Consider the following 4,908-nt stretch of genomic DNA (forward strand, 5'->3'; position numbering starts at 1 on the left):
TTCCATGGGTATTTATATATTCAACCGGAAACTGTTGTTTGATTTATTGGAGAACGAGAAAAAAGATGCGACCGATTTCGGAAAGGAAATCATCCCGGAATCTATCCATAAATACAAAGTATGCAGCTACCAGTACGATGGCTACTGGACAGATATCGGGAATATCTATTCTTTCTTTGAAGCCAATCTCAGTTTAACCAAAGACATTCCGGAATTCAATCTCTTTGATAATAAAAACGCCATTTATACCCGTGCACGCATGCTGCCGCCGGCCAAAATAAGTGGTTCCACGCTGGAGAAAACCGTCATTGCGGAAGGTTCTATCATCAATGCTTCCCGGGTCGAAAATACCGTAGTCGGTATACGTTCCCGTATCGGGCACGGAAGTACGGTGGTTAGCAGCTACCTGATGGGCAACGATTATTTTGAAACCATTAATGACATGAACCAGGCCCGTCAGAGCGGGCAGCCGATTCTGGGAATCGGGGATCGTTGTTATATAAAAAATGCCATCGTTGATAAAAATGTGCGGATCGGTGATGATGTCCGGATCAATGGAGGGGCTCACCTCGAAAATTGTGATCACGCCCTGTATACGGTAAAAGACGGCATTGTAGTGGTTAAAAAAGGGGCCGTTATCCCGAATGGATTTGTGATATAAGCGTGCATACTATACAGTGCACTTTAACTGGTGAATGGTGAATATGGATAGTTTTTTTAAAGTCCCTGTTCACCATTCATTTTTTTTCTTATTTTCGATTGTTGTGTAATTTTTACACATTATAAAACGATTGCTATGGCTGTATCGGTATCTTCCGGTGTAAAGCAGGAAAGCGGGCTGCAACCCAAACCAAGCTTGTCCATTGCGCAGATTATTACCATGAGTTTTGGGTTCATGGGGATCCAGTTTGGGTTTGCCCTGCAAAATGGAAATACCAGCCGGATATTACGTTCCTTTGGTGCCGATGTAGAGCATCTACCGGCATTCTGGCTGGTAGCCCCGGTGGTAGGAATGATTGTACAACCGATTATTGGTCATTATAGTGACCGTACCTGGAACCGGCTGGGAAGAAGAAAGCCCTATTTCCTGACAGGTGCAATTTTATCCTCGATCGCATTGATTTTTTTACCGAATTCAGCCAGCCTGGCCGGATTGATTCCTGCTTTATGGATTGGTGCTGGAATGGTAATGGTCATGGATGCCTCGTTCAATATTGCGATGGAACCCTTCCGCGCACTGGTAGCCGATAATTTATCTGACAAACAAAGCACCCTGGGTTTTAGTATACAGACCTTTTTAATTGGCCTGGGTGCCGTGGTAGGTTCAATTCTGCCGGAATTACTGGCTGAACTGGGTGCTAGTAAGGCACCCGGAGATACAGGTGTAGCCAATAATATTACCTATTCGTTTTACATAGGAGCAGCCGTGTTTATGCTGGCAATTCTGGTAACCGTATTTTTTTCGAAGGAATATGCCCCGGCAGACTATGAAAAATACCATGGTAAGCCGGATGAGGCGCAGCAGAAAGCTGGCTTAGCAGAGATCTTTAAAGACTTTGGAAATATGCCACGTACCATGAAACAATTGGGGTTGGTACAGTTTTTCAGCTGGTTTGCCTTATTCAGCATGTGGGTATTTACTACCGATGCGGTGGCAACACATGTTTATGGATTAACGGGGGAATATTCCAAAACAGAAGCGTACAACGATGCAGGTAATAAAGTGAGTTCTGCCTTTGGCATGTACAATTTTGTGGCCATGCTCTATGCCCTACTACTTCCGCTTATTGCCAGGCAGTTCGGTCGTAAAATGACCCATGCACTTTCTCTATTTGCCGGTGGCATTGGATTGATCTCTGTATATTTTTTGAAAGATCCGGCCATGTTGAAATTTTCCATGGTAGGGGTGGGACTAGCCTGGGCCAGTATACTAGCTATGCCCTATGTAATCCTTTCAGGATCCATTCCGCCTGGCAAGCTGGGCATTTATATGGGCATATTTAATTTTTTTATTACCCTTCCGCAAATCGTTAATGGATTGGTGAATGGCTGGATTGTAAAAAACATTTACGATGGCCAACCTATTTATGCCATTGTGCTGGCTGGTTTCTTTATGATCTGTGCAGGAATCAGTGTACTGTTTGTGTATGATGAGGGCTGGTTAAGAATTCAGCAGGAGAAAAAAATGCTGGCGAATAAATCCTGAACTACCTACTAAATCAATGAATATGTTCGAAAGGCGCGTTTTGGTCCTGCTCCTAATGCTGGTAGCCGGGCCTATTGGCATCAGGGCACAGGAAATAGCTTGTTATCCTACCAATTGGTGGGTTGGGATGAATAACCCAAAAGTACAGGTGATGGTGCATGGTAAAGATTTTGGAAAGGGTACAATTCGGGTAGACGATTACCCGGGGGTACAGGTGGAGAAGATACAGGTAGCAGAGAATCCCAATTATGTTTTTATTGATCTGATTGTTGCTGCCGCAGCAAAACCGGGCAAGATTATGATCAGCAGTAAGCAGGGTAAAAATTCGCAGGTAGTTTCTTTTCCGTTAAAAACCCGGCGTACCGGCAATGGCTCCAGTTATGCACAGGGAGTTCGTTCGGAAGACCTGGTGTATTTGTTAATCCCCGACCGGTTCAGCAATGGAAATACGGCAAATGACAGAATTCCGGGCTTACTGGATCAGAGCCTTAACCGGGATTCTATTTTTCACCGGCATGGCGGAGATTTACAGGGCATCATAAACCATCTTGATTATTTACAGGACCTCGGCATCACCGCTCTTTGGCCGCTTCCTGTTTGGCAAAACAATATGCCAGATCGTACCGAGCATGGTTATGCCATCACCAACCACTATAAAGTAGAACCACGGTTAGGCACAAACGAAGATTACCTAAAGCTGAGTGATGAATTACATAAGCGGGGTATGAAACTGATCCAGGATGTAGTTTACAATCATACCGGCTTATATCATTTTTTTGTCCAGGATAAACCAATGAAAGACTGGCTGCATGAATGGCCGGCATATACGGGCACCAGTTATAAGGACCAGGTATTATTTGATCCGTATGCAAGCAATACCGACAAAACAAAATTGCTGGATGGCTGGTTTACGCCTATGATGCCGGATCTGAACCAGCGTAATCCCTATGTAGCAAATTTCCTGATCCAGCATGCCATCTGGAGTGTGGAAGAATTTGGGGTGGATGGCTGGCGGGTTGACACCTATATTTACAACGACCTGGATTTCATGAATCGATGCAATAAAGCCCTGCTGGATGAATATCCGCGGATCAGTATTTTCGGGGAAACCTGGGTACACGGGGTTCCAAACCAGGCATATTTTACGGAAAATAACCTGGGAGATGTTGCTTTCAAAAGTAATTTACCGGGCACTACCGATTTTCAAACCCTGTTTTATGGGATCCAGGAAAGCCTGACCAAACCCTTTGGCTGGACGGATGGAGTCAATAAGCTATATACTACCACAGCACAGGATTACCTGTATCGCGATCCGATGAAACAGGTTATTTTTTTAGACAATCATGATCTGGCGCGTTTTTACAGTGTAGTAGGAGAGGATACGGCTAAATACAAGGTGGCGCTCAGCTGGCTGCTTACTTTTCGGGGTATTCCGCAATTGTATTATGGAAACGAGTTATTGATGACAGGTTTTACGAATCCGGATGGTTGGGTTCGGCTTGATTTCAAGGGGGGATGGCCGGGTGATAAGGAAAATAAGTTTGAAGCTGCGGGTCGAACTGCCAGGGAAAATGAGATTTTTGAGCATATCCGCAGGTTAGCTCGCTTCAGAAAAGAGTCATCGGCGTTGAAAACAGGAAAAATGATGCAGTTTGTTCCGGAGGAGGGGGTTTATGTGTATTTCCGGTATGATGGCAAGCAAACCATTATGTGTATTATGAATACGATGGCGGAGTCGCGTACCATTGATGCTAAACGGTTTACCGAGCGTACGGCAGGGTTTCGTACGGGGGTTGATATTCCTACGGGGGTCAGTTATCCAATTACCGGTTCAATTACACTTCGGCCTATGTCAATGCTGGTGTTGAATCTTCTTTAGACGTCAGACAGGTGTTAGAACTGTGTTCTAACACCTGTCTGACGTCTAAAGAAGTGACCACCAAACAAATTTTTCGCCCCGCTTACCCCAATCCGTAAACGTAGATTGAAGGATTTTGGCCACCTGAGAGCCGGCAATTTTTTTACCCCGCTCATTAATTTTGAACGCCGCAGCAGGCGCTTCCGTAATTTCTACTTTCGTAGCAAACCAGGTCGTATATAAACGCGGAACAGCCAAACCAAGAATCATTCCGGGCAAGCCCCCAAATGATTCCGGACCACCACTTACCGGAATTTCATCCGTATAAAAAGCAACCACATATACCGAATCACTGATCACCGCAACCGCCTTGCGGCATTCAAAACCTGCAATTTCGCGGGTTTCCGCAGAAATTTTCCATTCCAACCGGTCCAGGCTATCCGTTACAATAAAATTTTCCTCAAACACTTTCCGCCGACTGATCAACTGCTTCGTAGTAAAATCCGTTAATACGATGTTTTCTTTCGCCGGTCCCAATAACCAGGGCTCCAGTTTTTTATCCGGTTCCCGACCCGGCTGGTATAAGCCTTTATCCTTATTGAAGGATAAATTGAAATAAGAGTTCTGAAACTTGGGCTGTTTCGACATAAATTCCTTCCAGAAATCACTCTGCTCTTCCGGGTTTTCCTGCTCCATTTGACGGTGCACATTGATACGACGCTCGTACTCAATTGTACCCGCCCCCAGGAACCTGGCCTGACTAAAACCCGATAACACACCACCAACCACGAGGCATATTGCCAGTACTAAGTTTTTCATTGTATTATTTTTGACCAGGATTACG

The 4,908-nt window shown here is 44.9% G+C and carries 4 protein-coding genes; 3 read left to right on the forward strand and 1 reads right to left on the reverse strand.

Annotated features, from left to right (window positions below; translation table 11 throughout):
* The 3 genes from A1D16_RS04380 to A1D16_RS04390 all read left to right on the forward strand — a co-directional run.
* Window positions 1-661: sugar phosphate nucleotidyltransferase (locus tag A1D16_RS04380; RefSeq protein ID WP_290708021.1), on the forward strand; the 661-nt coding region annotated here is incomplete at its 5' end.
* A gap of 135 nt (window positions 662-796) precedes the next feature.
* On the forward strand, window positions 797-2,206 hold the full coding sequence (locus tag A1D16_RS04385; RefSeq protein WP_290708022.1) for an MFS transporter: 1,410 nt from the start codon (window positions 797-799) through the stop codon (window positions 2,204-2,206).
* A gap of 22 nt (window positions 2,207-2,228) precedes the next feature.
* Window positions 2,229-4,085 carry a glycoside hydrolase family 13 protein gene (locus A1D16_RS04390; protein ID WP_290708023.1) on the forward strand — a complete coding sequence of 619 codons (1,857 nt, stop codon included), beginning with the start codon at window positions 2,229-2,231 and terminating at the stop codon, window positions 4,083-4,085.
* 45 nt (window positions 4,086-4,130) lie between these two features.
* Here A1D16_RS04390 and A1D16_RS04395 read toward each other — a convergent pair.
* Window positions 4,131-4,908, reverse strand: a 778-nt coding sequence (locus A1D16_RS04395) for a GLPGLI family protein (protein WP_290708024.1), incomplete at its 5' end; no start/stop codon positions are given.

This window comes from Flavihumibacter sp. CACIAM 22H1 (assembly GCF_001601815.1).
GTDB lineage: Bacteria > Bacteroidota > Bacteroidia > Chitinophagales > Chitinophagaceae > Flavihumibacter.

Coding starts and splice junctions, on each gene's coding strand:
- A1D16_RS04385 (WP_290708022.1), top strand. CDS start 797: ATGGCTGTATCGGTATCTTCCGGTGTAAAGCAGGAAAGCGGGCTGCAA.
- A1D16_RS04390 (WP_290708023.1), top strand. CDS start 2,229: ATGTTCGAAAGGCGCGTTTTGGTCCTGCTCCTAATGCTGGTAGCCGGG.